Below are 26,214 nucleotides of genomic sequence, written 5' to 3' on the forward strand. Positions count from 1 at the left end.
CAAGCATTTCTTTGATTTTAGGCAGTAATTCCTGGGTGTGCTGATACTTCCTTGCCATAATAATACCCCCTAATGTAGTACTTTCATTTTCCTTCATTAGGGGGCGTTTTGTCTATTGTCCGTTTTTACTGGTTCGGTTCAAACCGAGACCCGGCGCGTTTTTTGCGGCTGGGGGTGCGGGGGCGCCCGCAGAGGAGGAAAGCAGGCCGGGGAGCGAACAGCGCAGCACCTGCACCAGGTAGCGGGCGGTATTCGCACGGTCCCGCAGTTCCCGGTTGCGCAGCCAGTCAAGAAGCATGCCGGCAAGGGCCTCGGTGTAAAAGGCGCAGAGGAATTCCTTAAAGGCTGGCTCGGCATGCACGCCAAGCTCCTGCTCGACCCGATCCAGGAGGGAGCGCATCACGTCCCGGAAATCAGCGGCAAAAAAGCGGTTCAGCTCGTCCCGCCCCACCGCGTCGCAGGTACATTTGAGGATATGTTCGTTTTCCTCCACGTAATCCATGACGAAGGAAATGGCCTCCTCATAGTCCACCAGCAGGTCGAAATGCTTGACTACCTGGATGGCCTCCTGTTCCAGCATCCACTTCAAAAGGTCATAGACGCTCTCGAAATGATAGTAGAAGGTGTTGCGGTTGATATTGCACGCCTTGATCAGCTCGCTCACGGTGATCTTAGAGATGACTTTGGTCTGAAGCTTCTGCTTCAGTGCGGCGGCAAGCTGAGCCTTGGTCCGATTGGCCTGTTCCGCATGTGTCATGGAAGCACCTCCTGCGTATGGTTTCCATGGATCTATGATACAAGTGTCTGAGAAAAAGGTCAAGTGGACGCGTTGTATTGATCCTTTTCCAGGCAAATACCCCGCTGCTGTCTGAAATTAGTCAACGGTATCCACATTGCCCGTTTTATCCCCGAAGCGGAACGCGTAGAGTATACGGGTCAAAAGGAGGCTCACGATATGGAAAACGGGACCTATCATTACAAAATTGAAGCAGCCGTTCCACTGGGGGTACGCCGGGGCTCCATGGCGGTGGAACTGCACAACGGGGCCCTCAGCGGAGCCATCAATCTGCTGGAGCGGTGCAGTCCCTTTGTGGATGGACGCTATAAGGATGGCGCGGTTTCTTTTTCGGGCGTACTGGTCACGCTGATGTCTGAGCTGCATTATCACGCGGAGGGTACGCTCAGTGAAACGGGGATCCGGTTCCGGATGGACTGCCGGGTCGGCGGGATCGATGTGGTTGGCGTGGCGGAAACGGTATGAGCGGAGAACATCGGAACGCCACGGAGAACAAGGCCATGATGAAGATCTGCGCCTTTATCGTGGACAAGCGGAATTTATTCTTCCTGCTGTTTGCGCTGGCGATCGCCTTTTCGGCGGTCTCCCGCGGCTGGGTCGGCGTGGAAAATTCCATTTCGGCGTTTCTGCCGGACACGACTGAGACCCGTCAGGGGCTGAGCGTGATGGAGCGCGAGTTTACCACCTTCGGTACCGCTAAGGTCATGGCGGCCAACCTCTCCTATGCGCAGGCGCAGGCGCTGGCCCAGCGCCTGGAGGCGGTCGAGGGCGTATCCGCCGTAGCCTTTGACGATACGCAGGAGCACTACCATAATGTTTCCGCGCTCTTCGAGATCACCTTGGACTGGGATGAAGCGGATATGCGCTGCCTGGATGCGCTGGAGCAGGTGAAAGGCGTCCTCTCGGGCTATGACGCCTACCTCTCCACCAGCCTGGGCAATACGGCCTCCGAGACCATCGCGGACGAGATGAGCGTCATCATCGTATACGTGGCCATAATCGTGGTGGCGGTATTGCTGTTTACCTCAGAGACCTATGCAGAGGTCCCGGTCCTGCTGCTTACGTTTGTCAGTGCGGCGGTGATCCAGATGGGCACAAACTTCTTTTTGGGGACCATCTCCTTCGTTTCAAACTCGGTCACCATCGTGCTGCAATTGGCCCTGTCGGTGGATTACGCCATTATTTTCTGCCACCGCTACCGGGAGGAGCACGAGGTGCTGCCGGCCCGCGAGGCGGTGATCGTGGCGCTGAGCAAGGCCATCCCGGAGCTCTCGGCCAGCAGCCTGACCACCATTGGCGGGCTGTTTGCCATGACGCTGATGCAGTTCAAGCTCGGGCCGGATCTGGGGATCGTGCTTATCAAGGCCATCGTGATCAGCCTGCTGACGGTCTTCCTGCTGATGCCGGGCCTGCTGATGCTCTTCAGCGGTCTGATGGACCGCACGGGCCACCGGGTGTTCGTACCCAAGATCCCCTTTGTCGGAAAGCTGGCCTATGCTACGCGGAAGATCGTCCCGCCGGTCTTTCTGGCCGCGGTGATCGCGGCGGCGGTGATCGCGGGCGACTGCCCCTACGTCTATGGCTACAGTACCTTGACGACCCCCATCCAGAACGACACCCAGATCGCCCAGCAGATGATCGAGGACAACTTCGGCGGCAGCAATATGGTGGCGCTGGTGGTCCCGGCCGGCAATTACGAGGCGGAGGGGCAGCTGCTGCGCGCGCTGGAGGACCGGGAAGAGGTGGACTCCGCCCTGGGGCTTGCCAATGTGGAAGCCATGGACGGTTATAGGCTCACCGACCGGCTTACCCCCCGGCAGTTTTCCGAACTGCTGGACCTGGACTATGAGGCGGCCCAGCTGCTCTACGCCGCCTATGCCGCCAGCGACGCAGACTATGCCAAGATTGTCAACGGGCTCGCCTCCTACAGTGTTCCCCTCATCGATATGGTTTGCTTCCTCTATGATGAGGTGGATCAGGGCTATATCACCCTGGAGGCCGATTTGCGCGGCACCCTGGAAGAGGCCTATGAACAGATGAACAACGCCCGTCTCCAATTGCAGGGCGAGGACTACAGCCGCATGCTGGTCTATCTGAATTTACCGGAAGAGGGCGCGGAGACCTTCGCCTTCCTGGACGAGCTGCATGCGCTCGCCGGAACGTATTACGACGGCACGGTCTACGTGGTGGGCGAGTCCACCAGTCAATACGATCTGTGCAAGACCTTCGAGCGGGACAATTCCGTGGTGGGGGTGGTGTCCATCCTCATCGTGCTGATGGTGCTGCTGTTCACCTTTAAATCGGTGGGTCAGCCCATCCTGCTGGTGCTGGTCATCCAGGGCAGCATCTGGCTCAATTTTGCCGTGCCAGCCCTGACGGGGAGGCCTCTGTTTTTCATCTGCTACCTGATCGTCAGTTCCATCCAGATGGGCGCCAATATCGACTACGCCATTGTCATCTCCAGCCGGTTTGGGGAGCTCAAGCGGACCATGAACCACCGGGACGCCATCATTGAGACGATGAATCTGGCGTTTCCCACCATCATCACCTCGGGGCTGATGCTGGCCATCGCCGGCACGCTGATCGGCCGGCTGACTTCCGAGGCTGCCATCGCGGGCATCGGACAGTGTCTGGGCCGGGGCACCTTTATCTCGATTTTCCTGGTGATGCTGGTGCTGCCGCAGATCCTGCTGCTGGGGGACAGGGTCATCGAGAAGACCTCCTTCAGCGTGAGCCTTCCCCTCCAGTCCCGCAGCGCCAGCGGGAGCGTGCGGCTGGACGGCCTGGTTCGGGGTACGATTTCCGGCGAGATTGTGGGCGTCGTCCACGCCCGGGTAAAGGGCGACGTGAACGTCAACGTTCTGCCCGGAGAGGTCACAGAGGGAACGGAGGACCGCCATGAAGAAACTTGAACGGATATTTGCCCTGCTGCTGGCGGCTGTGCTGTGCGTGGGACCGGCTGCGCCTGCGGCCGCGGCGCGGGCGGCGGAAAATGAGATCGAGATTCGTTCTGCGCAGGATTTGGCGCAGCTTGCCGAACAGTGTGCGCTGGACACCTGGTCGGAGGGGAAAATCGTACGGCTGCGCTGCGACCTGGATCTGAGCGGGATGAAATTTGAGCCGATCCCGATTTTCAGCGGCACCTTTGAGGGACAGGGCCATACCATCAGCGGCCTGCGGATCGGAGCGGAAGATTCCATTACCGGACTGTTCTGCATCGTGGCGGAGACCGGACTGATCCGCAATCTGATCGTGGCGGGCAGCGTCTGTCCGTCCGGGGCGCAGACGCAGGTGGGAGGGATCGCCGGGATCAACTGCGGAAAGCTGCTGAACTGCACCTTTTACGGGGCAGTGTCCGGGGACGGTACCGTGGGCGGGATCGCGGGGAAGAATGAGGCGTCCGGGAGCATCCGATCCTGTACCGTATCAGGAAGCATCCGGGGAGAGCACTATACTGGCGGCATCGCCGGGAAAAATGCGGGGAGCATTTCCAGCTGTACCAACCGTGCCAGTGTGAACACGCTGGCCGCCGACGGGCAGAGCGGCCTGTCGGAGCTGGAGAGCGATCTGGTCACAGCGATCACCGACACGGATACCACGGAACTGGTGGACAGCGCCACCGATACCGGCGGCATCGCCGGATATTCCTCCGGCCTGCTGCTGAGTGATTCCAATTACGGCAGTGTGGGCTATCCCCACGTAGGCTACAACGTAGGAGGCGTGGTGGGGTGCTCCAGCGGGTATCTCAGCGGCTGCATCAACCACGGCCGGGTGAACGGCCGTAAAGAAGTGGGCGGCATTGCAGGGCAGATGGAGCCGGATATCATCCTTGTGGCCGACGAGGACGGACTTTCGCGCCTGGAGGAGGAGTTGAACGGCCTGAACGCCATGGTGGACCGGGCCCTGCGGGATATGGACGAAAGCTCCGATACCATCTCCGGCCGGTTTGAACAGATCTCCGGTTATACCGATTCCGCGCTTGCACAGACCAAAGGACTGGCGGAGGGGGCGGCGGATTGGTCGGATGAAAATTTGACGGAGATCAATCGCTTTTCCCAGCTGCTGGCCGATACCCTGGAGCGGACCGTACCGCTGCTGGAGCAGCTGGAGGACGTATCCGGGCAGGTGGACGGCGGAATCGAATTTCTGCAGCGGACGCTGGAGCAGCTGGTCCCGGTGATCGCGCTTGGCGGCGATGGACTTGGGGATCTGCAGCTTGCGGCGGATGATCTGGATGCCGCCAGCCAGAGCGCAAAGGCCGCCCTGGAGCAGATCGAGACTGCGCTGGCGTTGGCGGGGAACGCCTTGACGGTGGAGGACGAGAGCGCGCTCCGTCAGGGCTTGGCGCAGGCGGCGCAGGGAATCGACGAGCTGGGGACGGCGCTGGAGGCCATGGGACGGGCCTTGGGCCAGATCGGAGATGGCTTGGCGCCGACGGAGGACTGGAAGGAACTGCTGGAGCGGCTGGATGCGCTTCAGCCTGCTTGGGACGAACTGGCCGCCGCGCTGCAAGCCGCCGTCGACGGCCTGCATAGCGTGGCCCGGGGGGTGCGCGCCGTGCTGGACAATGTGAATCTGGATACCCGGAGCCTGTCCGATGCCCTGGATCATGTGGTTTCGGCTGTTTTACAGATGAGCCGGGCGGCGGACCGCACGGAGGCCGCCGCCGGTCATCTGCGGGATACGCTGGCAGACGGCTGTCTGGCCGCAGGACGGCTGGAGGAGGCGGTACAGACCCTGGCAGACGCGGCAGGGGCCTTTGCGGACGCGGCCGCATCCGCGACAAGGCTGGTGGGGGACGGGTACCGCCTGTTCCGGGACTTGTCTCAGGAGCGTGTGATCCAGTTTGCGCCGTTGAGCGACGGGATGCGTGCATCCGGAAACGCCCTGTACGCGGCCATGGAGGGCCTATCGGAAGAAATGGATGGACTCAGCGGCGCGGTGCATGCCGCGGCGGGAACGCTGACGGAGGACCTTCAGGCCGTCAACGGGCAATTCCTGGTGGTGATGGAGCGCTTTTTGGATCTGCTGCGCGGCAGTGGAGCTATCTCGTCGGCGGACCGCTTTGCAGGCACCTCGGAGGAAGACTGGAGCGCCGCGGCCAGCGGAAAGGCGGCCGGCTGCGTCAATTATGGCGCAGTGGCCGGGGACCGCAACGTGGGCGGGATCGTAGGCGCTATGGCGGTGGAGTACGATTTCGATCCGGAAGACGATCTGACCGCCGATGGCGGCAGTATTCTCAACGCCCGCTATGAGGCCAAGGCGGTGGTGCAGCACTGCGTCAACCGGGGCGCGGTGGAGGTGAAAAAGGATTGTGCCGGCGGGATCGTGGGGCTCATGTCCCTGGGCGTCGTGGTGGACAGCGAGGGCTACGGTTCCATTTCTTCCGGCAGCGGCAGCTATCTGGGCGGTATCGCCGGGCAGTCCGCCTCCGCCATCCGGCGCTGCTGGGCCAAGTGCCTGCTGTCGGGCGGGCGCTATACCGGCGGGATCGTGGGCGCGGGGAGTGTGGTCACCGACTGCCGCGCGCTGGTACGGATCGAGGATGCCGTGCAGTTTGCCGGGGCCATCTCCGGCAGCGTGGACGGGACCTTTTCCGGCAACCTGTTCGTATCGGATACGCTGGCGGGCCTGGACCGGTTCAGCTACTCCGGACGGGCCGAGCCGGTAGACTATGATACGCTGCTGTCTCTGGAGGGAGCTCCGGCGGAGTTCGGAACCTTCTCGCTGTGTTTTTGGGCGGACGGCGCGCCGGTTGGAAGGGTGGCATTCGACTATGGAGGCTCGCTGTCCGCGGAGGAGGTTCCGGATGTCCCGCCCAAGGAAGGTTATTCTGCCGCCTGGAGCCGGACCGAGTTTGATCAGCTTACCTTCGACGAGACGGTGGAGGCGGTCTATACCCCATGCGTAACCGCTCTGGCCGGCGGCCGGCAGCGGGAGTCAGGGGGCAGCGTGTTTCTGGTGGAGGGCAGCTTTACCGGGGAAGACGTCCTCTCCGCCGTCCGGAGCGGGACCGAGGAGGATGCCGGTGAGACCTGGGCGCTGACCATCCCGGCGGATGGCGCGGCAGTACATACCGTGCGCTATCTGCCGCGTCCCGGCGAGCGGGTGAGCGCCGTCCGTGTGCTGGAGGACGGTGTGTGGCAGGATACGGCGTATTCCTACTTCGGCGCCTATCTTCAATTTCAGGCGGCGGGATCGGCCGTGACCGTTTCCGTGAGCTACGGCGGGGCGGGGGGAAAAATCGCCATCGCCGCGGCCGCAGTCCTGGCGGCTGTGAGCGTTGGGATGCTGCTGTGTCTGCACCGGAAAAAGCGGCGCAGGCAGACTGTGGAGAAATAAGAAGGCCCCCGGAGCACGCGCTGCGTGCTCCGGGGGCCGTGATGGTTTTACAGTGATGCACACTTGGCCTCGATATCGGCCTCGCAGGCCTTCATGGCCTGAAGCGTCCGCTCCAGCAGTTCCGGCAGCTCCCAACCCAGCGCTTCCGCCCCCTGGGCGATGGTCTGGCGGGAACAGCCGGCGGCAAATTTTTTGTCCTTATATTTCTTCTTCAGGCTGGAGAGTTCCATATCCTGTACGCTTTTGGAGGGGCGCATGAGGGCGGCGGCCCCGATGAGGCCGGTGAGCTCGTCCACAGCGAAAAGGACCTGTTCCATTGGGTGCTCCGGCTTGGCATCCGCCCCGGTCATGCCCCAGCCGTGGCTGACGACGGCGTGGATCAGCGCGGCGTCCGCGCCGCGAGCCTCCAACAGTTCCCGGACCTTGACGCAATGCGCGTCGGGCCACTGTTCAAAATCCAGGTCATGAAGCAGGCCGACCTGACGCCAAAACTCCGCCTGTTCTCCATAGCCCAGCGCATCGGCAAACCAGCCCATTACGGCCTCGACCGTCAGGGCGTGGCGGAGATGAAACGGCTCCTGGTTGTATTCCTTCAGCAGGTCCCAGGCCTGCTCGTGGGTAAACTGCATGAAAATCGGCTCCTTTGCTTCCGTTTTGTATCATGATACCATAACAGCCGCCCTCCTGTAAAGCCCTTGCGGCGGAGCGGGGCCTGTGTTAGAATGCAGGAAGGAGACCGGGAGGGGGGCGCCCGTTTTCCTTCCCGGTCCATGGGATCAGGAGACTGTCCGGAGAAGACCGGGCGGCATTTGAACAGGAGGCATTCGATATGAACTATGAGATCGTCGGCGAGCCCATGCCTGTGGTGATCTGCCATCTGGCGGGGGGAGAATCTATGATTACGGAGCGCGGTTCCATGGTATGGATGAGCCCCAATCTGCAGATGCAGACCTCGGCGGGCGGGCTGGGCAAGGCTTTTGGGCGCATGTTCTCCGGGGAGTCGATCTTTTTGAATACTTATACTGCCCAGGGGGACGGCATGATCGCCTTCGGCTCCAGTTTTCCCGGCTCGATCCGGGCGGTGGAGATCACTCCGGAGCACCCTGTGGTCGTGCAGAAGAGCGGTTTTTTGGCCGCAGAGCCGGGGGTGGAGCTTTCGGTTTTTTTCCAGAAAAAGCTGGGCGCCGGCTTCTTCGGCGGCGAGGGCTTCATCATGCAGAAACTTTCAGGCCGTGGCACGGCCTTTCTGGAGGTAGACGGATACGCGGTGGAGTACGAGCTCCGGGCCGGTCAGCAGATGGTGGTGGATACCGGAAACCTGGCCATGATGGACGCCGCCTGTTCCATTGAGATCCAGTCTGTCAAGGGGGTAAAGAACGCGCTGTTCGGCGGCGAGGGCCTGTTCAACACCGTGGTCACCGGGCCGGGACGCATCGTTTTGCAGACCATGCCGGTCAGCGGCGTGGCGGCCGCGCTGGCGCCGTTCTTCCCGTCGGGCAACTGATGTGTATACGCTCATGAGCCTCCCGTTGGCGGCGGATGTACTGGAGGAGTACGCGGCGGAATTGCCCGCGGCGGTCGCAGCCTGCGGCTGTGACGGCCTGGAGGGCGTATGGGGCGGCGTGGAGCCGCCCTGGAGCATTCCGGAAGGACTGCGCTTCGGGTATCATCTGACCTTTTATCCGGACTGGCTGGACTTCTGGCGGGGGGACCGGGCGGCGCTGATGCGGAAATTCGGCTCTGAGCCGGTCTGGAGGGCGTTTTACGGCGGGGCGGAGGGGGAGCAGACTCTGCTGGACCTTTATCGGGCGGATTTGAAGCGGGCGTTGGCGTGGGGGGCGCGGTATGTGGTCTTCCATGTGTCCGACGTATCCATCGAGGAGGGATATACCTACCGCTGGGAACACAGCCACGCGGCGGTGATCGACGCGGCGGCGGAGCTTGCCAACCGGCTGCTGGACGGCCGGGACTGGCCTTTTCAGTTCCTGGTGGAAAACCAGTGGTGGCCCGGATTCACCTTCACAGACCCGGCCCTGACCGGTAGCCTGCTGGAGAAGATCCACTTTGCGCGCAAAGGGATCCTGTTGGATACGGGACACCTGATGAACACGGACCGGAACCTGCGTACCCAGGCGGAGGGGGCGGCCTATATCCACCGTATGCTGGACGCCCACGGAACGCTGTGCCGGTATATCAAGGGCGTCCATCTGCATCAGTCCCTCAGCGGTCCCTATGTCCGTGCCCACACAGGCGCGCTGCCGCCTCTGCCGGAGGACTATCTGGAGCGGTTTGCGGCCAGCTACCGCCATATTTTGAATATTGATACCCACCGGCCCTGGACCGATGGGGCGGTTCGGGGACTGGTGGAACGAATCGCACCGGACTATCTGGTCCATGAGCTCTGCGCCCATGACCGCGCAAGCCGGGCCGCGGCGGTCCGGCGGCAGAACCTTGCGCTGGGAAGCTGATGGGAAACGGAGGGGTTTGCCAACGGAGCGTTTTCTGTTATAATACGGAGGAAGAAACGACCTGCCTTGCGGTTTGGAGGATACATGCGGCATCCGGCCTGACAGGTACAGGAGGGGAGGAAGCGTCTTGAATCAGCTGCAAATCGAATATTTTCTGGCGGTGGCCCGCAACCGGAGCTTTACGCGTACGGCCCAGGAGCTCTATGTGACGCAGCCTGCCATCAGCCGGCAGATTTCCTCCCTGGAGGCCGAACTCGGCTTTACCCTGTTTGACCGTACCAGCAAAAAGACCAGCCTGACGGCGGCGGGGATCTTGTTTTATAATTATTTCACCCGCTGCCGGGAGGCGTTCTCCGCTACGGTGGAGCAGGCGCGCCAGGCCAACAATGCCCAGGCTGGAGTGGTGGCGGTGGGGTGTCCCTCCGGCTGGGACGTATCCGGCTTTTTTCCGGAACTCATTCAGCGCTTTCGATCCTCCTACCCCAATGTGGGCCTGACTATGGAGAGCCGGGATTTCCTGGCGCTGATCGAGGCCCTCAAGGCAGAACGGTTGGATGTGGTCATGACCATCGACCATGCCGCGGAGAAGAACCCGGCCCTGGCGGTGCAGCGGCTGACGGAAATCCCGCGCATCATCCTCTACTCCGCACGCAGCCCCCAGGCGGCGCTGGCCAGCCCCAAACCGGCGGATTTTCGGGACGAGACCTTTGTGGTGGTAGTGGACGACGACGCCAACCGAACCTGCGCGCTGGTGCGGGAGTATTGCGCGCAATACGGCTTCATCCCAAAGCTCCAGATCGTTCCGACCATCGAGTCCATGGTCCTGTGGGTGCAAAACGGCATGGGGGTGGCCGTCATGGACGGCTGGGCGCGCGAGGTGACCAATGACGCGTTCCGGTATATCACGCTGGACTCCAGCCATGAGGTGATCCTGGTCTGGCGTAAGGCGACCCAGAACCCGGCGGTCCCCCTGCTGGTCAACGAACTGACCCGTCTGGCCCAATTCCGGGTGTCCGGCGCATCCTGAGGCGGCCTTAAAAACGGCGGCCCCTGCAGACCGCGTAAGGCGACAAGCCGCCAACGGCGGTCCGTTTTGAGCTTTCGCAGGCGCACATGCCATCGAAGAAGGCGTTATTTTCGGCACACTGAGGCAGCCCCGGCGGTTCGATACCGCCGGGGCTGCCTTTTGTGATGCGAGCCGGGACTGTACCTGCAGTTGGGCCTGCGGGGGCCAGCGGACGGACCTGCAGGCCCGCTGCAGCGCTGCGTCCTGGCACAGGACTAACCGCAGTGGACAAGTAAGCAAGGAATATGCCAGCTTTGGTTAAAATATATAAAAAAGATACTTGCAAACAAAGGGCGACTGTGATATTATATGTCCAAAAGATAGAATGTACGTACATTAAAGCACTTGGACGAAGGGGGCACGACTATGGATGGGGACTATATCCTGGGGATTGACCAGGGCTCGACCGGTTCGAAGGTCATCGTGGTGGACCGGAACGGAGCGGTGGTGTGCAGCGCCTATCGAAAGATCAACAGCTACTATCCCCACGAAGGCTGGCTGGAGCACGATCCGGAAGAGATTTGGGCTTCGGTCCGGGATGGGCTGCTGGAGGCGGCGGCAGCATTTGATTTTGCACAGATCCGTGCGATCGGCATCACCAATCAGCGTGAAACCACCATCCTCTGGGAGCGGGCGACCGGAAGGGCGCTGACGCCCGCCATCAGCTGGCAATGTGTGCGCAGCGGGGAGATCGTAAAGCGGTGGGAGCCGTTTGCCGACGAGATCTCGGAAAAAAGCGGCCTGATGAACAACGCCTACTATTCCGCCAGCAAAATCGCCTGGGCGCTGGAACAGGATCCCGGCCTGCGTGCGCGGGCGGAACGGGGAGAGATCTGTTTCGGCAATATCAACACCTGGATTTTGTGGAAGCTGACCGGAGGACGGGAGCATCTGACGGATTCGGCCAACGCGGGACGGACCCTCCTGTTTGACGTACGCAAAAACCAGTGGGACGACGCTCTCATGGAAAAAATGGGGATCCCGCCACAGATGCTGCCCGAAGTGCGGCCCTGTGACGCCTGCTTCGGCCTTGCGGTAGAGCCGCGGGAAGCGTTCCAAAAACCGCTGCCGGTCATGGCCTCAATCGGGGACCAGATGAGCGCCCTGTTTGGACAGACGTGTTTCCGGCGGGGGGAGGCCAAGTGCACCATCGGCACCTGTCTCAATCTGGTGACCTATACGGGCCGCTACGAACCGCCGGCCAACGGCATTCTTCCCGCTATCGCGGCAAACCGGTCCGGAGAGCTGACGTATGAGCTGGAGGGCGGCGTTTATGTAGCAGGCTCCATCAATGAATGGCTCACCGATCAGTTGGGGATCGCGGACAGTCCCAAAGAAATCGATGCGCTGGCCATGCAGGTGGAGGATTCGGGCGGGGTCTATTTTGTGCCCGCGTTTCAGGGACTGGGCGCTCCCCATTGGAATTCGGGAGCCAGGGCTTTGATCATCGGCCTGTCCAGGTTCCATGATAAGCGCCATATCTGCCGGGCGGCAATCGAGTCCATTGCTCTGCAGACCAACGATGTGATGGATACGCTGAAACAGCGTTTCGGACTGAAAATCCACACGCTGCGCGTGGATGGCGGTGTGGCCAAAAGTGATTTTGTCCTGCAGAGCTTCGCGGATATCCTGGGCTGCCGGATCGAGCGGCCCGCCAACACCGATCGAACGCCCATGGGGGCGGTATATCTGGCGGGGTTGGCGTCCGGGCTGTGGCAGGATAAGGAACAGATTCGGAGCTTGTGGGTATTGGATCGAGCCTTCGAGCCGGATATTGACCCGGCGGCGCGGGAGAAATTGCTTGCAGGCTGGAGGGAAGCGGTCAAGCGGTCGCTCGACTGGGTCAGATAATAGAAGAGGAGGTTCATCGTGAGTTCGGAAAAAGCGTGCCTGGAGTTTCAAAATATCGGTATGGAGTTTCCGGGCGTAAAAGCCCTGAGCGACGTATCCTTTTCGATCGGCCAGGGAGAGATCCATGCACTGATGGGAGCCAACGGCGCCGGAAAGTCCACACTGATCAAGATTCTGGCTCGGGTCTACCAACAGACCTCCGGCGATATCCTGCTCCATGGACAGAGCCTGTCCAAGTCTACGGCAGGCAATATCCGTGATTATGGGATCGACTTTATTTTCCAGGAGCTGGAGCTGGTACCCGGTTTTACTGTGGCGCAGAATATCATGATCGGGATCGAGCCCCGCAGCAAAGCCGGCCTGATCGACTGGACAAGGATGACCAGCGAGGCGCAGAAGGCGCTGGATGGGTTCATGCCCGGCGTTGTGGACTCCTCAGCCCAGATTTCCGAGCTGTCCGTGGCCAAACAGCAGATCGTCTGTATCGTCCGTGCCCTGTACCGCAACCCCAAGATACTGGTTCTGGATGAGCCGACCAGCCGCCTGAGCGCCTCCGAGACCGATGCGCTTTTCGACGCCATCCGGCGGTGCAAGGCGGAGCGGGAGATCACGATCATCTACATATCCCATCGGCTGGAGGAGCTGTTCAAAATTTGTGACCATGTCACGATACTGCGGGACGGCGTCTACACCGGCACCTGGCCGCTGGGAGAAATCACACAGGAAGAACTCGTCTATAAAATGGTGGGCGTGGTACAGGGAAGCGGGGAGCATCGGCCGATGGACCCCGCGCTGGAAGGCAAGGAGCCTGTGCTGAAGGTAGAGCATCTCAGCGTGCGCGGACTGATCGAAGACGTGTCCTTTGCGGTAAGGCCGGGAGAGATCCTGGCGCTTACCGGAGCGGTCGGTTCCCGCAAGACGGAGATCATCGAGGCCATCATGGGCATACGGGGGACGGATGCGGGGACCGTCACCCTCGATGGAAAGGAGATCCGGCTTACCGGCCCCCGGTCGGCCAAAAGGCATGGGATCTGCCTGATCCCGGAAGACCGGCGGAGAAACGGGATCGTCCCGGATTTTACCGTGCGGGAGAACACGACGATCGCCTTTCTGCGCAGATTCACCGGAAGGCTGGGCCTGATCCGGCAGAAGCGGGAGCGGGCGTCCGTAGAGGAGTTCTGCGCCAAGCTTCAGGTAAAAACGCCCGGGACCGAGGTCCCCGTCAAAACGCTCTCCGGCGGAAACATCCAAAAGGTAGTCGTGGCCAAATGGCTGGTAGGGGACTCCGGCATCTATTTCTTCGATGAACCCACGGTTGGGATCGACGTACGGGGCAAAAGTGAGATCTACGCCCTGATCCATGAACTCGCGGGTCAGGGAAAGGCCGTCGTGGTGGCGTCATCCGAAATCGACGAGGCGATTTCCATCAGCGACCGTATGGTGATCCTTTTCAATGGACGGGTCGTATCGCGGCAGGTGTCCTGTCAGGCCAACCGGGAGGAGATCGTATACCTGACGATGGGGGGACGGGAGCATGGATAAAAAGAGAGCGGACAGGACCGGCATGACGCTGGCAAAGTTCTTTGATGTGTGGGGCTCGCTGCTTACCTTTGCGGTCCTGATCGCCGTGTTTTGCCTGCTGTCGGGCAGCTTCCGGACGGGGACCAATCTGATCAATATTCTTACACAGAGTGCGCCGACGCTGATTATCGCCCTGGGCGTGACCTTCGTCAACATGAGCGGTGAGAGCGATCTCTCGCTGGGCGGTATCGTGGGGCTTTCCGCCTCCCTGTTCTGCGGCTTTATTGCAAACGGCAGCAGTCCGCTGCTGGCGGCGGCGGTCAGCATCGGCGCGGGGGCGCTGTTCGGACTGCTCAACGGGATTTTGGTGGCCTGCGCGGGACTGAGCTCCTTTATTACGACCATCTCGATTATGTTCCTGACCCAGGGTCTGGAGTATGCGTACTGCGGCGGCAGCAGCCTGTGGGTACGGGATCACCCGGTGGTCAAGGTGGTCACCGCCTCGGTGGGGCCGGTGCCGGTGATGGTGATTCTGACCCTGGTGCTCTTCGCGGCGGTCTACCTGGTGATGCATCAAACCAAGCTGGGGCTGCACATCCAGGCGGTCGGGCTGTCCCAGGACGCGGCAAAGTTTGCGGGGATCTCGGTCAAGCGGATCAAACTGGTCATGTTTGTGCTGGCGGGGGTGTTCTACGCACTGGGCGGGATGCTCAACGCACTGCGCTCCAGCGGTTCGATCATCTATTCCGGTCAACGGCTGCTGCTGCCGGTACTGGCCGTGACGTACATCGCCAAAACGATCTTGGGGACGAAGCGGGCCAATATCCCCGGTATTCTGGTGGGGGCTTTGATGCTCACCTCCATTTCCACGGCGTTCACGCTGCTCAGCATGGAGTTTTACTATACGCTCATCGCGCAGGGCATCGTACTGCTGTTTGCCGCCATCCTCTCGGTCAGCAACCGCAGCGTGATGCTTCAGGAAGACTTGAGATAGGGGGGAGCGGGATGAAAACAGACCTGATAAAAGGACGGCTGGGCCGGTTGAAGCAGCTTGGCACCCTGCTGATCTACCTGGCCATGGTACTGATCTTCACGCTGCTCAAGCCCAATTACCTGACTCTGACCAACTTTCGCTCCATCCTGATCCAGGCCGCCATGCTGGGGATTATCTCCAGCGGAATGACGCTAGTGATGATGACGGGCGGCGTGGATATGTCGGTGGGTGCGGTGGCCGGCGTATCGACACTGGCGGGCATGTGGCCTGTAGTGTTCGATGAGCTGCCTCTGGCGGTAGGGATTCTGATCGCTCTTGGAATCGCTCTGGCCTTCGGGCTGATCAACGGCATCTGCATCTCCCGCCTGGGCATCGCGCCCTTCGTGGCCACGCTGGGCACAATGTTCCTGGCCCAGGGGCTCCAGTATTTATTTAGTGAGGGGGGCATGTCCATCTCCTATGGGTTTCCCGCGACCTATAAGTTCCTGGGTTCCGGCAGTCTGGGACCGTTCCCCATGCCGCTGGTCCTCTTCCTGGTGCTCCTGGCGGCACTGGTTCTGGCGACCGAATATGCCCCGGCGGGCCGCTATCTGAGGGGTACCGGACTCAACCAATTTGCCAGTGAGCTCTCCGGCGTAAAGATCCGTTCCTTTACGCTGCTGTCCTATGTGCTGTGCAGCTTGCTGGCCGCGGTGCTGGGGCTGGTATTGGGCGCCTCCCAGGCATATGTGTCCCCGGATCACGGCTCCTCGTTCCTGATGGATTCCCTGCTGGTCGTTTTGCTGGGCAAAACGCTGGTAGGGGGAAGAATATCTATTTACGCGACCGCATTCGGCGCCCTCTTTCTGCGCTCTTTTGAGACCGGCCTGTCCATGATCGGCATCCCGGTTACAGCCCTCAATGTGTGCAAGGGGACGCTGCTGGTCATCATCCTCCTGTTGGCGCTGGTCCGGCAAAAGCGCAGAGGAGGCAGTTGAGATGGCCGGGCGGTATATCGCCACCATCGACTGCGGCTCGTCCAATGTGCGCTGCATCCTGTTTGATATGCAGACCGGCCGGCAGATCGGCGTGGCGTCCCGCGACTGGTACGTGCCTCAGAACAGTACGATCCCCGGGGCCTATGACTTTGATTCCAGACTTAATTGGCCCCTGGTGTGCGAATGCACCCGGAAAGCGCTGGCGTCGGTAGACCCTGCCGATGTGGTGGCGGTGACCGCCTCCGGGTTTCGCCATGGGATATTCTGTATGGACCAGAGCGGCCAGGAAGTGCTTTACGGCTGCTTCAATATGGATAGCCGCATGGACGGCGAAGAACTGCGGGAAGCCGGTCTGGAACGGGAGGTGTTCGACCGGGCAGGGGATTGGCCCACCCTGCACGGCCTGCCCCGGCTGATGTGGATCAAGCGTCACGATCCCAAGGCGTTTGACCGGATGGGAAAATTTATGCTGGTCTCGGATTGGGTGGTTTATCGGCTGTGCGGCGAGATCGCTGTGGAGCCGGGAAACGCCTCCTCCACGCTCCTGTTGGATCTGCATACCCGCCGGTGGTCGGAGGAGCTGATGCAGCGCTGCGGCCTTCCGAAGGAGATCTTCCCGCCAGTGGTGGATGCTGGAACGGTGCTTGGACGGGTAGGGGCGGCGGTGGCCGAGCAGACCGGGTTTGCGCCTGGTACGCTGGTAACGGCGGGCGTGGCCGATACCCAGGCCGGCCTGGTGGGCGTTGGCGCGATGGGGGTGGGGACCTCGGCGATCGTAGGGGGGACCTACTGGCTGGACTGCCACATCGCGGATGAGGCGCATACCGACCCGGAGTACCGGACCCGCCTGAGCTGCCACTCGGAACGGGGCGAGTGGATCTATGAGGGCGTTGGCTTTTATGTGGGACTCACCGTTCGCTGGTTCCGCGACGTGTTCGGCGCCTACGAGAAGGAGACCGCACGGGCCTGCGGACTGGATCCCTACTATCTGCTGGACCGGCTCACCCTGGATGTACCGGCCGGAAGCTATGGCCTGCAGGTCTTGTTTTCCGATGTGGCCAACCAACAAAACTGGCGGATGTGCGCCCCCACCTTCCTGGGGTGGGACATCCTGGATCCCGCAAAGAGCCATCGGGGCGTATTTTTCAAGGCCATCCTGGAAAACGCCTGCTATCAGGCCTTTGGAGAGTATGCCAACGTGGGGCGGATCACCGGACGGACGGACCTGCCGCGGCAGCTCGTACTCTCGGGCGGAGCGGCCCACAGCCCGGTATGGTGTCAAATTCTCAGCGACGTGCTGGGAAAGCCCGTGATCACGCCAGTGGAAAAGGAGGGAACGGCGATCGGCGCGGCGATTTACGCCGCCGTGGGGGCGGGGCTCTACCACAGCACGGACGAAGCGGTGAAGGCGCTGGTACGGCAGGAGCGCGTCTACGAACCGGATCTTGGAAACCACGCCGTCTATCTGGAGGAATACGCCCGGTGGCGGGCGCTGTATGAGAACGGACTGGACCTGCTGGAGCGCGGGCTGGTCAAAAGTATGTGGCAGCCGCCCCTTACACGGAGCGAAACGCAGAAGGCCAACCCATGGAAGCTGCGCTGAGCGCCCTGGGCCCTGGTTGAAGGAGGGGGAGACTTTCCGACGCAAGCCCGGCAGCAGTTGCGTGAAATGAGCGCGCTTCTGAAAAAGAGCGTTTTCACGGCAGGGGAGGAGCCAGGCCGGCGCACTCGTTTCGGATCATCCCCGCCCGGCGGTGCCGGGCGGGGGAAGCAAGATGTGAGGCTGTGCGGTCCAGCGGCAAAAAGCGCCTTCCATCGCCGCGGACCTGTTAAAAGACGCAGTCCGGTCCCAGGATTGAAACAAGCTCTAATTTTAAAATAAGGAGATCAGACTTATGAGATCGAATGAGGAATTTGCCCGCTACATTGACGCGACCCTGCTGAAGCCAAACGTGACGCAGGAGGATATGCGCCAGCACCTGGAAGCGGCACGGCGGTTCCACTTCAAAACGGTGGCCATCGGCTGTGCCTGGATCCCCTATGCCAAGGAGCTGCTGGCGGAAAGCGACGTGGGGATCGACGCGCCGATCGGCTTTCCAAACGGCTATTCTACAACGGAGTCCAAGGTCTTTGAGACCATCGACGCCTTTGCAAAGGGCGCCACGGAGGCGGATATCCTGATCAACATCGGCTGGCTGCGCAGCGGACGGTATGCCGAGCTGGAAGATGAGCTCAAGCGCTTCGTGGCCGCCGCCGGCGGAAAGGTGACGAAAGTAATTCTGGAGAACTATTACCTTACGGACGAGCAGAAGCGGGAAGGAGTGCGCATCGTCAAGCGGGCGGGCGCGGACTTCGTAAAGACCTCTACCGGCTTTGCCGCCGCCGGCGCGACGCTGGACGATGTCAGGCTCATGGTGCAGGAGGCGGGGGATTCCCTGCAGGTCAAAGCATCCGGCGGTATCCGTACCCGGGAGTTTGCCGAGCAGCTTCTGGATATCGGGGCCACGCGTTTGGGCGCGAGCAATCCGCATTTGCTGATGGTGTAAACAATTTTTGCTGCGTTGAAATGTACATACATTTAAACGAATAAACATAATTATGAACGGAGGTAAAAATGTGAAGAAACTGTCCATCGGCGCGCTGCCCGTCTACCGGGCCGCGGCGCCCAACGTGCGGGACAACCTGATCCTGGTGGACGCCCAGGAAGGGGCGCAGAATCTCTCTGTGGGGATCGGCGTGTACAACAAAGAACAGGCATCCGAGTTCCATACCCATGCGGGGGAGGAAGAGGTAATGATCTACCTCAAGGGACAGGGAATCATGCGCATGGAAGACGGCAGCGAGGTGGAGCTTCAGCGGGGCGACATCACCTATGTCCCGGCCGGAGAAGCGCATAAGCTCCTCAACACGGGGGAAGGGGAATTCGTTTTCCTGTTTATCTATTCCCCCATGGGGCCGGAAAAGAACATCCGCAAATGGGAGACCGTCGAGGGACTCAGCCTCACGCTGGACGATCTGGTCGGGTAAGCCAGCAACCATCGTTGGAAGAAAATACATACGGATTGAAAGGAGAACAGAAATGAAACTGAAACGGCATTTTGCACTGGCAATCGCGCTTATCCTGATGCTCGGCCTGTTCGCAGGCTGCGGAGGAGACACGGCCAATTCCGCCCCATCCGCCGCACCTTCCGCGCCAGCCTCGGACGAGACGCCCTCCGCCGCGCCGGATAGCAGCGCCTCCACCAGCGGAGCGGGGCTGAAGATCGCCCTGTCCTCCCAGCATCTGACCAACGATTTTAACCGCGGCATCCTGGCCGGCGTAGAGGACAAGGCCGCCGAGCTGGGCGCTGAGCTGATCACTGCAAATGCCCAGGGCGACTCCAACAAGCAGGTATCCGATATCGAAAACTTCCTCACCATGGATGTGGACGCCGTGATCATCGGCGGCGGAGAGGGCCCCGCGTTTGCGCCTGTCATGCAGAAGATGGCCGAACTTGGCATTCCCTGTATTACGGTGGATATCACCTCTGAATACTCCACCTGCAACCTGACCAGCGACAACTTCAACGGCGGCGAGCAGCTGGCGCTGTATGTGACCAACAAGCTGGGCGGAAAGGGCAATATTCTGGCGCTGGATACGCCGGGTTGGCACTCGCTGGAGATCCGCCTGCGCATGCTGGATGCGGTCATCATGGACTACCCGGATCTGAATGTGGTGCAGACCATCTCCATCGGTACACAGGATGCGGTAAACAACTACTACAAAGAAGTCAAATCCTACCTGCAGGGCAACAGTGATATCGACGCCATCTACTGCTCCTGGGGCCTGGCGGCCGTCGGCGCCTCCCAGGCTGTGCGGGAACTGGGGCTCCAGGACCAGATATTCGTTGTGTGCACCGACGCCGACCAGGTCGTGCTGGAGGAAATGCGGCAGGAGGACTCTCCGCTGACCGCGGTAGTGGGCCAGTACCCCGACCGGCTTGGTTCCGGGGCGGTGGAGATGGCCGTCAGTGCCGCGAACGGGAACCAGGTGCCCGGCGAGGCATATGCCCCCATCATTCTGATCGAGAAGACCGATCCCAACGCATGGTTCTCCGCGCCCGCCATTATGACGGTTGAGGACGCCTGGACCACGCTGTACCCTGAGGCCTGAGGCAAACGGACCCATACCCGCTCCTGTCCCGCCGGACGGGAGCGGGTATTTTTGAAAGGAGCACTATGGACTATCGGGAAGAATTGCTGCGTACCCCTCAGATCCTGAAGCGGGTCATGGAGGAAAAGCAGGAAGCCGCGCTGACCCGCGCCCCGCTTCTGGTCTTCTGCGGCTGCGGGACCTCCTTTTATCTCTGCAGTCAAATGGCAGGCCTTTGCGGCGTTCAGGGAAGACGGGCGTTGGCGGTAGAGGCTGCAGAGCTGTTGGAGGATGGAATCCGGATCAGGGAGCAGGGGGCGTTTTTTTTATTTCTCTCCCGCAGCGGGGCTTCCAGGGAGACCGTGCTGGCTCAGCGTGCGGCGCAGGAAGCGGGCTTTTCGACCTTTTACCTGGGGTGTACGGCGGGTTCGCCGCTGGATCTGGCTTGCGGCAGCTCCAGAGTGATCCCGTTTGCGCGGGAAGCGCTGGTGCTGGAGAGCTATTCCTCCACGGCGCAGCTTTTATGCCTGGCGCTCTGCTGCGGCCTGAAGGTATCCCCCCGCACGCCCGACCTGGCGCGGGCCGCGCTCGAACAGGCGGAAGCGATCTACCGCAGCGCGCTGACGGGGATGGAGATCCGCCGCATGATCTGTCTGGGCGCGCCCTTTTACCTGCCGCTTTTAAAGGAATTGATGCTGAAAAACGGGGAGATCACTCAGAAATTCAGCGAGGTTTGGGGGCTGCTGGAATTCCGTCACGGACCCCGCTCCTGGGCGGACCGGGACTGTCTGGTCACAGCGGTGCCGGGAGTACGGACCCTGGCCTATGACCGCCGCGTCGCGGAAGAACTGGTGTCTTATGGCTGCCGGGTGCTCTGGTGCGGGCCGGAGCCGCCCGCCGGGACGCTGGCGGTAAAGCTGGAAGCGGCGGTTCGCAGTGTGGAGGAATGTTTGGCGCTCTTGACCTTCCAGACCGGCCTGGCGGCGGAGATCGGGCGGGCCTGCGGCGTGGATGCCGACCATTTGCGCCATGTGGTCGATAGTGTGGGGGAATTATGATGGAACAGATGCTGGCTTTGGTAACGGGCGGCGCCCGCAGTATTGGCCGGGCCTGCTGTGAAGCGCTGCTGAAGGATGGCTATCGCGTGGTTTTCTTCGATGTGGACGACGTCAGCGCGGCGGAGTTTCTTCGGGTGTTTGCGGGAGGGCGGCTGTACTACCGCCACTGCGACGTATCCAGCTTTACCGCGGTGGAGGAACATTGCCGCGCGGTGCGGGAACAGTTCGGGACGGTGACGGTTCTGGTCAATAACGCGGGCATTCAGACCCACTGCCGCTTTGACGCACTGACGGAGGAACTCTGGGACGAGACGCTGGCGATTAATTTGAAGAGCGCGTTTTGTACCTGCAAATGTCTGGTGCCCGGCATGGTGGCACAGGGATACGGCAGGATCGTCAATATCGCCAGTATGAGCGCCCGGCGTGGCTCACGCAGGCATGTACACTACTGTGCTTCCAAGGCGGGGCTGCTTGGATTTACCCGGGCGCTGTCGCAGGAGATCGCAGAAAACGGCGTGACGGTGAATGCGGTCTGTCCCGGGATCGTGGAAAGCGATATGATCCGGGAGACGCTGCAGGAAAAGCGGGAGATCTGGCTCAAGGAAATGCACGTCAAGCGTCTGGGCACGCCGGCCGACATTGCGCGTGCGGTAAGCTTTCTGGCCGACCGGGCGTCCGGATGGATCACAGGCCAGGCGTTTGAGATCAACGGAGGCATCCTGACGCCATAAGTACGAACATATGTAAGGGATAATTTTAGGTTGATATTTTTCTCCAAATATTATAAAATAACAATAGACTGTTACTGTACCCATCGTGGTTCGTCTGTAGATGGGCAGTGCCATTGCTCTTTTGGGAAGGCGGTGCCTGATGGCGACATTAGAAAAAAACTCTCCGATCCCGCTGTATTATCAGCTCTATACCATCCTCCTCAACCGGATCAAGATGGGAGAATTGCAGCCGGGCGACATGCTGCCGACCGAGGTGTCGCTGGTAGAGGAGTATAATGTGAGCCGGGCCACTGTGCGCCAGGCGATTTTGGATCTTGCCCGGAACGGCTATGTGGTGCGTGAAAAATCCAAGGGGACCTTTGTCAAGGATTTCAGCAACACGGTGGGCTACAAGGACCGTGTAAAAGGGTTTACGGCGATCTCCAGCCAAGGCGGAACGATCCCGCTGACATCCAAGGTTCTGGAAAAAGCTGTGGTGATCCCTCCAAAGCCGGTGCGGGAAGCACTTCAGCTGAAGGAGGGGGAGCGGGCCTTTTATCTGCGGCGTATCCGCTATATCCGGGACGAAGCCAACACGTTTGTGGAGGACTGGCTGCCCTACAAAATTTGCGAGGGGATCGAACAGGAGCACTTTACCAATGCCTCCATGTATCAGATACTGGAGGAAAGGTACGGCATCATACCGCATCATGCCGTGCGGACGTTTGAATGCAGCTGTGCGGACACGGAAGAGCAGATCCGGGAGCTGGAGATTCGAAAGCATACCGCTCTGCTGCGCTGTGAAAGCAAAGTTTATGATGCCAGCGATGCCCCGATCGAGTATTATGTCGCCCTGATCAACGGAAAATACACAGTACAGGAATAGCGTCCCCCCGGTCGATGCAGAAAGAGGCTTTATCCCTTTGTGGGATAAAGCCTCTTTCTGGCGGAAGGGAGATTCAATTCTCGCACTTATGGAAGCGCTTGGCGGTTTCTTCGCCGCGGAGGACCCGCAGGCCGCCCAGGGCCAGGGACTGCATCTCGTCCTCGCCGGGGTAGACGACCACGGGCGCGAGGAAGGAAACGTGCTCAGTGATGTAATCGGTGACATACTTGGAGTAGGCGATGCCGCCGGTGAGCAGGATGGCGTCCACCTTGCCGCACACGCCGGGGGCGATCTTGCCGATGTTTTTGCAGACGTTCAGCGCCATGGCGTCGTAGACCAGCCTGGCATGCTCGTCGCCACCGGCGATCATCTCCTCCGCCTTGCGGCTGTCGGTCGTGCCCAGGTGGGCCATCAGGCCGCCGCGGCTCTTGACCTGCTTCATCATGCTCTTATAGTCATACGCGCCCGTAAAACACAGCTTGATCACGTCGAACATGGGCAGCCCCCCGGCACGCTCCGGGGAGAAGGGCCCCTCTTCGTCGTTGATAAAATCCTCGATCCTGCCGTTGTGATGGAGATTGACGGAGATGCCGCCGCCCAAATGGGCCACGATGACGGTGACGTCCGCATAGGCCTTTCCGTTCTCCCGGGCGTAGCGCAGGGCCGCGGCGCGGGTGTTCAGGTTGTGGCCCATGCCCTTTCGGCGCATGCCGGGCAGGCCGGTGATCTTGTTGATGGGCAGCAGTTCATCCACAGTGATCCCGTCATAGATGAAGGCGGGTATGCCGTACTGCTTGCTCAGGGCGCGGGCGATCATGGCGCCTACGTTGGAGGCATGCTCGTTTTGGGGCTTGTTTTTGAGCTGCCATACCATGTCGTCGTTGACCTCGTAGGCGCCCGCCTCGATGGGGGGGAGCAGGCCGCCCCGGGAGACGATGCCGGTGAGGGACTCCAGGGCCACGCCGTGCTTTTTCAGCGTCGCGATGACCAGGTCCCGGCGGAACTCATACTGGTCGGCCACACAGTCGAAGGCAGCGAGCTCCTCGGGCGTATGAGTGATGGATTCGGTAAAGAGGGGCGTTTCGTCCTCGAACACCGCGATCTTGGTGGAGGTGGAGCCGGGATTCAGGATCAGCAGTTTTTCCATAGTTGCTTCCTCCTCAGCGGGCCGCGGCGGCAGAGATGACGATGGACAGGTATTTCTCCTGAGCGGAGGAGCCGCGGCTGGTCATGACGATGGGGCATTTGGCGCCCACGATGAATCCGGCCATCTTGGCGCCGCAGGTGACGGTGAGCATCTTGCCCATGATATTGCCTGCGTGGATGTTGGGGGCCAGCAGCACGTCGCAGTCGCCGGCACAGGGACTCTGATAGCCCTTGAAGTCGGCGATCTCCTTCGACATGGCGCAGTCATAGGAGATGGGGCCCTCCACGATGCAGCCGCTGATCTCACCGCGCTGATTCATCTGCTTGAGCGCATCGCCGTCCACCGTCTCCGGCATCTTGGGGTTGAGCTTTTCCACACAGGCCAGCACGCCCACCTTGGGCATGTCGTAGCCCATGGTCCGCAGAGCGCCTACGGTGTTCTCAATGATGCATTTTTTCTGCTCCAGCGAGGGATAGGTGACCATACCGCCGTCTACCGGAACGATCAGCTTGTGATAGCCGCTGCACTCAAAGGCGGTAAAATGGCTCATAACGCCGCCCTTGCCCAGCCCCTCATCCTTGTTGACCACGGCTTTGAGCAGCACCGAGGTGTCCAGCTTGCCCTTCATTAGAAAGTCGGCCTTGCCCTGGCGGACCAGACCTACGGCATAGCGGGCGGATTCCGCCGGATCGGGCACGTCAAAGATATCCTCGTCGGCCACATGCTCGCCCAGGTGGGCGAGCGCACGGTCGATGGCCGCCTTGCTACCCACCAGAATGGGGTGGGCAATACCCTCCCTGCGGGCCATAAGGGCGGCTTCGACGGTATGTTCGTCCCCGGCGGCGGCCACCGCCATCCGGGCCATGGTGGGGTGTCCCTTCTGTTTTGCAATCAACTCGTCGAACGTCTTAAAAACCATATTGATCAGTCCTTTCAGATGATGCATCCGGCATCTTGTATCTTGCAAGATTTATTCTGCATTAAGCATATCACATTTCAGCAAAATTGCAAGTTCTTTTTCGGGAAATTACCGAGGAAATCACGGAGCGGGGAAGGGGGAAAGCTTGCATTTTCCGGAGGGTTCTGTTATGATAAATTTATATATTGCAAGATATTACCCTCAACGGATCAGGCACGGCAGCTCCGAGAAAATTTGGGGAGAACAGCGCCCGGCAGGGCGGATGTGAGAAAGGCTCGGCCTTTGTCCACCGGGGCAACGCGGCCCGATGGGAAACCCGCCGCCAGACCGTGCCGTCTTTTATCCATCGAGGGCAGACCGTCCGGAAAAGGAGTCGAATCCATGGCAGCGATCAAGAAGCAATCCCTGGTGGATCAGATCTATCAGCGGTTGAGAGAGAATATCATCACGATGCAGCTCCCCTTGGGCAGCCACCTCAATGTCAACGAGCTGCAAAGCCAAATGGGCGTGAGCTGCACCCCCATCCGGGAGGCCATCAACCGCCTGCAGCAGGAGGGACTGGTGGTATATGAAAACAATGTGGGCGCCCGGGTCCTTATGTTAGACGAGCACGATGTACGGGAGATCCAAGAGTTGGCCGCCACCCTTCAGGTCACGGCGGTCCGTTTGGCGCTCCGGCAGGGGGACCGGCAGCGGATGGCGCTGGAGATCCGGGAGCAGATCCGGCGCTATGAGCAGGCGTTAACGCCGCAGGAAGAAGTAGGAGCGGTCCACGAGCTGGTGGGCGTGTTCTACCACAACTGCGGCAACAAGCGTCTGGACAACAGCATGATCGCCATTCAGGGCCAGCAGCTGCTGCTGCGTTACCTTTACTGCTCCTGTGCGGGACACGGGAAGAACCAGGCCGACTTTGAACGGATCTATCAGGGTGTACTCAAGAATGATCCGGATGCCATCATCGCCGCCCTGCGGGAAAACGCAGAGCGCGCCTTGCCCGGTATCCTGCGCTGTTTGAAAGAAAAGACCAGCTGAGATACGTGAACAGGACCAGTAAAAACGGACAGTGACAGAAGGCCCCCTGATGTAGGGAAATAAACTACATCAGGGGGTCTTGTTATGGGGAAACGGAATTACACACACGTTCAAGCGTTGCTGCCTGAAATCAAGGCTATGCCGGCAGAGGGAAAAACGCAGCGGGAAGTTGCAGGGTAACGGACATCTCTTATATCCACACCAAACAGGGGGTGCTGTATCGTTCCATGATTCGGGACCTCTGCGATAACGGCATTGCAGCCTGCAAGACCGGGAGGCGGCAGACTGTAAATCTGGTCCTGGACACCATTCGTC

General features: G+C 60.6%; 23 protein-coding genes. 18 read left to right on the forward strand and 5 right to left on the reverse strand.

Features of this window, described 5'->3' with window-relative positions:
- Positions 1-112: 112 nt before the first annotated feature.
- The gene (locus tag MR825_RS11025) at positions 113-757 is read right to left on the reverse strand and encodes a TetR/AcrR family transcriptional regulator C-terminal domain-containing protein (protein WP_186906381.1); all 645 of its coding nucleotides are present in this window, start codon (positions 755-757) and stop codon (positions 113-115) included.
- Positions 758-955: 198 nt separating this feature from the next.
- On the opposite strand from MR825_RS11025, the gene MR825_RS11030 reads away from it, so the two are divergent.
- From MR825_RS11030 to MR825_RS11040, 3 genes are read left to right on the forward strand one after another with little or no spacing between them, the layout of a single operon-like run.
- Positions 956-1,261, forward strand: coding sequence for a hypothetical protein (locus tag MR825_RS11030; protein WP_256175234.1), 306 nt, complete (start codon positions 956-958; stop codon positions 1,259-1,261).
- Positions 1,258-3,708, forward strand: a complete 2,451-nt coding sequence (locus MR825_RS11035; RefSeq protein ID WP_186906383.1) for an efflux RND transporter permease subunit — start codon at positions 1,258-1,260, stop codon at positions 3,706-3,708. Before MR825_RS11030 ends, MR825_RS11035 begins: the two co-directional genes overlap by 4 nt.
- Positions 3,695-7,138, forward strand: a complete 3,444-nt coding sequence (locus MR825_RS11040; protein ID WP_287880744.1) for a GLUG motif-containing protein — start codon at positions 3,695-3,697, stop codon at positions 7,136-7,138. Before MR825_RS11035 ends, MR825_RS11040 begins: the two co-directional genes overlap by 14 nt.
- Positions 7,139-7,185: 47 nt before the next feature.
- Here the strand turns inward: MR825_RS11040 and MR825_RS11045 are convergent, their stop codons facing one another.
- Complete coding sequence (locus tag MR825_RS11045; protein ID WP_186906385.1) at positions 7,186-7,767, reverse strand: hydrolase; 582 nt, start codon at positions 7,765-7,767, stop codon at positions 7,186-7,188.
- A 200-nt stretch (positions 7,768-7,967) separates the two neighbouring features.
- On the opposite strand from MR825_RS11045, the gene MR825_RS11050 reads away from it, so the two are divergent.
- The 14 genes from MR825_RS11050 (at position 7,968) to MR825_RS11115 (ending at position 22,801) form a co-directional block, all read left to right on the forward strand.
- Positions 7,968-8,642, forward strand: coding sequence for a TIGR00266 family protein (locus MR825_RS11050; protein WP_186906386.1), 675 nt, complete (start codon positions 7,968-7,970; stop codon positions 8,640-8,642).
- 13 nt (positions 8,643-8,655) lie between these two features.
- On the forward strand, positions 8,656-9,606 hold the full coding sequence (locus tag MR825_RS11055; protein ID WP_186906387.1) for a TIM barrel protein: 951 nt from the start codon (positions 8,656-8,658) through the stop codon (positions 9,604-9,606).
- Between the two features lie 127 nt (positions 9,607-9,733).
- Positions 9,734-10,633 (forward strand): LysR family transcriptional regulator, encoded by a 900-nt coding sequence (locus tag MR825_RS11060; protein WP_256175239.1) that lies wholly within the window; start codon positions 9,734-9,736, stop codon positions 10,631-10,633.
- 405 nt (positions 10,634-11,038) lie between these two features.
- On the forward strand, positions 11,039-12,523 hold the full coding sequence (locus tag MR825_RS11065; RefSeq protein WP_287880748.1) for an FGGY family carbohydrate kinase: 1,485 nt from the start codon (positions 11,039-11,041) through the stop codon (positions 12,521-12,523).
- An 18-nt stretch (positions 12,524-12,541) separates the two neighbouring features.
- Positions 12,542-14,065 (forward strand): sugar ABC transporter ATP-binding protein, encoded by a 1,524-nt coding sequence (locus MR825_RS11070; RefSeq protein ID WP_287880750.1) that lies wholly within the window; start codon positions 12,542-12,544, stop codon positions 14,063-14,065.
- A complete protein-coding gene (locus tag MR825_RS11075; RefSeq protein WP_186906391.1) occupies positions 14,058-15,038 on the forward strand; it encodes an ABC transporter permease in 981 nt (326 codons plus the stop codon). Before MR825_RS11070 ends, MR825_RS11075 begins: the two co-directional genes overlap by 8 nt.
- A gap of 11 nt (positions 15,039-15,049) precedes the next feature.
- The gene (locus MR825_RS11080; protein WP_186906392.1) at positions 15,050-16,015 is read left to right on the forward strand and encodes an ABC transporter permease; all 966 of its coding nucleotides are present in this window, start codon (positions 15,050-15,052) and stop codon (positions 16,013-16,015) included.
- Between the two features lies 1 nt (position 16,016).
- Positions 16,017-17,618: an FGGY family carbohydrate kinase gene (locus MR825_RS11085; protein ID WP_287880753.1), complete on the forward strand. Its 1,602-nt coding sequence runs from the start codon at positions 16,017-16,019 to the stop codon at positions 17,616-17,618.
- A gap of 292 nt (positions 17,619-17,910) precedes the next feature.
- Positions 17,911-18,561, forward strand: coding sequence for a deoxyribose-phosphate aldolase (gene deoC / locus MR825_RS11090; RefSeq protein ID WP_186906394.1), 651 nt, complete (start codon positions 17,911-17,913; stop codon positions 18,559-18,561).
- 70 nt (positions 18,562-18,631) lie between these two features.
- On the forward strand, positions 18,632-19,042 hold the full coding sequence (locus tag MR825_RS11095; RefSeq protein ID WP_186906395.1) for a cupin domain-containing protein: 411 nt from the start codon (positions 18,632-18,634) through the stop codon (positions 19,040-19,042).
- 52 nt (positions 19,043-19,094) lie between these two features.
- On the forward strand, positions 19,095-20,168 hold the full coding sequence (locus tag MR825_RS11100; protein WP_287880755.1) for a sugar ABC transporter substrate-binding protein: 1,074 nt from the start codon (positions 19,095-19,097) through the stop codon (positions 20,166-20,168).
- A gap of 65 nt (positions 20,169-20,233) precedes the next feature.
- Positions 20,234-21,205 carry an SIS domain-containing protein gene (locus MR825_RS11105; RefSeq protein ID WP_287880757.1) on the forward strand — a complete coding sequence of 324 codons (972 nt, stop codon included), beginning with the start codon at positions 20,234-20,236 and terminating at the stop codon, positions 21,203-21,205.
- Positions 21,205-21,936, forward strand: a complete 732-nt coding sequence (locus MR825_RS11110; RefSeq protein ID WP_186906398.1) for an SDR family NAD(P)-dependent oxidoreductase — start codon at positions 21,205-21,207, stop codon at positions 21,934-21,936. Before MR825_RS11105 ends, MR825_RS11110 begins: the two co-directional genes overlap by 1 nt.
- A gap of 139 nt (positions 21,937-22,075) precedes the next feature.
- Positions 22,076-22,801 carry a GntR family transcriptional regulator gene (locus tag MR825_RS11115; RefSeq protein ID WP_186906399.1) on the forward strand — a complete coding sequence of 242 codons (726 nt, stop codon included), beginning with the start codon at positions 22,076-22,078 and terminating at the stop codon, positions 22,799-22,801.
- A gap of 73 nt (positions 22,802-22,874) precedes the next feature.
- Here the strand turns inward: MR825_RS11115 and buk are convergent, their stop codons facing one another.
- Both buk and MR825_RS11125 read right to left on the reverse strand, forming a co-directional pair.
- Positions 22,875-23,948 (reverse strand): butyrate kinase, encoded by a 1,074-nt coding sequence (buk, locus tag MR825_RS11120; RefSeq protein WP_186906400.1) that lies wholly within the window; start codon positions 23,946-23,948, stop codon positions 22,875-22,877.
- A gap of 13 nt (positions 23,949-23,961) precedes the next feature.
- Entirely contained in the window at positions 23,962-24,894 is a 933-nt protein-coding gene (locus MR825_RS11125) for a phosphate acyltransferase (protein WP_287880760.1), read from the reverse strand.
- A gap of 354 nt (positions 24,895-25,248) precedes the next feature.
- Here MR825_RS11125 and MR825_RS11130 point away from each other — a divergent pair, with 354 nt between their 5' ends.
- Positions 25,249-25,899, forward strand: a complete 651-nt coding sequence (locus MR825_RS11130) for a GntR family transcriptional regulator (protein WP_186906401.1) — start codon at positions 25,249-25,251, stop codon at positions 25,897-25,899.
- A gap of 110 nt (positions 25,900-26,009) precedes the next feature.
- Here MR825_RS11130 and MR825_RS11135 read toward each other — a convergent pair.
- Positions 26,010-26,214, reverse strand: a 205-nt coding sequence (locus MR825_RS11135; protein ID WP_287880762.1) for a hypothetical protein, incomplete at its 5' end; no start/stop codon positions are given.

It is taken from the genome of Lawsonibacter sp., assembly GCF_022777125.1.
Lineage (GTDB): Bacteria > Bacillota > Clostridia > Oscillospirales > Oscillospiraceae > Lawsonibacter_A > Lawsonibacter_A hominis.

Excerpts from the sequence above, each read along its gene's own strand:
- MR825_RS11025 (WP_186906381.1), bottom strand. The coding sequence starts at position 757 with ATGACACATGCGGAACAGGCCAATCGGACCAAGGCTCAGCTTGCCGCC.
- MR825_RS11030 (WP_256175234.1), top strand. The coding sequence starts at position 956 with ATGGAAAACGGGACCTATCATTACAAAATTGAAGCAGCCGTTCCACTG.
- MR825_RS11035 (WP_186906383.1), top strand. The coding sequence starts at position 1,258 with ATGAGCGGAGAACATCGGAACGCCACGGAGAACAAGGCCATGATGAAG.
- MR825_RS11040 (WP_287880744.1), top strand. The coding sequence starts at position 3,695 with ATGAAGAAACTTGAACGGATATTTGCCCTGCTGCTGGCGGCTGTGCTG.
- MR825_RS11045 (WP_186906385.1), bottom strand. The coding sequence starts at position 7,767 with ATGCAGTTTACCCACGAGCAGGCCTGGGACCTGCTGAAGGAATACAAC.
- MR825_RS11050 (WP_186906386.1), top strand. The coding sequence starts at position 7,968 with ATGAACTATGAGATCGTCGGCGAGCCCATGCCTGTGGTGATCTGCCAT.
- MR825_RS11055 (WP_186906387.1), top strand. The coding sequence starts at position 8,656 with ATGAGCCTCCCGTTGGCGGCGGATGTACTGGAGGAGTACGCGGCGGAA.
- MR825_RS11065 (WP_287880748.1), top strand. The coding sequence starts at position 11,039 with ATGGATGGGGACTATATCCTGGGGATTGACCAGGGCTCGACCGGTTCG.
- MR825_RS11075 (WP_186906391.1), top strand. The coding sequence starts at position 14,058 with ATGGATAAAAAGAGAGCGGACAGGACCGGCATGACGCTGGCAAAGTTC.
- MR825_RS11080 (WP_186906392.1), top strand. The coding sequence starts at position 15,050 with ATGAAAACAGACCTGATAAAAGGACGGCTGGGCCGGTTGAAGCAGCTT.
- MR825_RS11085 (WP_287880753.1), top strand. The coding sequence starts at position 16,017 with ATGGCCGGGCGGTATATCGCCACCATCGACTGCGGCTCGTCCAATGTG.
- deoC (WP_186906394.1), top strand. The coding sequence starts at position 17,911 with ATGAGATCGAATGAGGAATTTGCCCGCTACATTGACGCGACCCTGCTG.
- MR825_RS11100 (WP_287880755.1), top strand. The coding sequence starts at position 19,095 with ATGAAACTGAAACGGCATTTTGCACTGGCAATCGCGCTTATCCTGATG.
- MR825_RS11105 (WP_287880757.1), top strand. The coding sequence starts at position 20,234 with ATGGACTATCGGGAAGAATTGCTGCGTACCCCTCAGATCCTGAAGCGG.
- MR825_RS11110 (WP_186906398.1), top strand. The coding sequence starts at position 21,205 with ATGGAACAGATGCTGGCTTTGGTAACGGGCGGCGCCCGCAGTATTGGC.
- MR825_RS11115 (WP_186906399.1), top strand. The coding sequence starts at position 22,076 with ATGGCGACATTAGAAAAAAACTCTCCGATCCCGCTGTATTATCAGCTC.
- buk (WP_186906400.1), bottom strand. The coding sequence starts at position 23,948 with ATGGAAAAACTGCTGATCCTGAATCCCGGCTCCACCTCCACCAAGATC.
- MR825_RS11125 (WP_287880760.1), bottom strand. The coding sequence starts at position 24,894 with ATGCATCATCTGAAAGGACTGATCAATATGGTTTTTAAGACGTTCGAC.
- MR825_RS11130 (WP_186906401.1), top strand. The coding sequence starts at position 25,249 with ATGGCAGCGATCAAGAAGCAATCCCTGGTGGATCAGATCTATCAGCGG.